This window comes from Rheinheimera oceanensis (assembly GCF_018831085.1).
GTDB lineage: Bacteria > Pseudomonadota > Gammaproteobacteria > Enterobacterales > Alteromonadaceae > Alishewanella > Alishewanella oceanensis.
Map to the genome: position 1 here is coordinate 1 of NZ_JAGPNM010000048.1, position 549 is coordinate 549.

Sequence of the window (549 nt, forward strand, 5' to 3'; positions counted from 1 at the left end):
GTTATGTGCCAACCCAGCTACGAAGTAGCCAAGGAGTTTAGAAATTGCTTACTGCATTCTTGTCATTTCTGGGTGTTGTCATCGGTGCACTACTACAGTATTTTTTCACTCGACATATTGAAAGTCAGCGACATCTGCGGGATTTGCGATCAAAGGCTTATATGGACTATTTAAAATGTGTCTGTGAGCATGCCCAATTTCGCCCTATAGTTGGAACACATGAGCAAAAAGAGTTGTTCTCTCGAACTGGTGACGCAAAATCTCGGATCTGCCTTTACGGTTCAAAAGAAGCCGTAGCTGCGTTCTCCCGATTTGAAGAGTTAGGTGCGTCAATGGCAACTACGGAGCAACGCGATGCTTTTACAAACATGGTCTCCATAATGCGAACTGATTCTGGCAGTGAAGTATGTGTGAATAATACAGATCTTCAAAATGTGCTACTTGGTGTTCATAAGTAAGCACATAACAAGCAAATTTTATCGCCAGCAAAAAGCGCTGGCTGCGACGTCAACCCGCTGCGCGGCTTTCCGCGCTAAATTTGGGCGTTAT

1 protein-coding gene is annotated in these 549 nt (G+C 44.4%); it reads left to right on the plus strand.

The features are described from left to right. Positions 1–44 precede the first annotated feature (44 nt). Positions 45–458: a hypothetical protein gene (locus tag J3B89_RS21040; protein ID WP_215399551.1), complete on the plus strand. Its 414-nt coding sequence runs from the start codon at positions 45–47 to the stop codon at positions 456–458. The last annotated feature ends 91 nt before the right edge of the window (positions 459–549 follow it).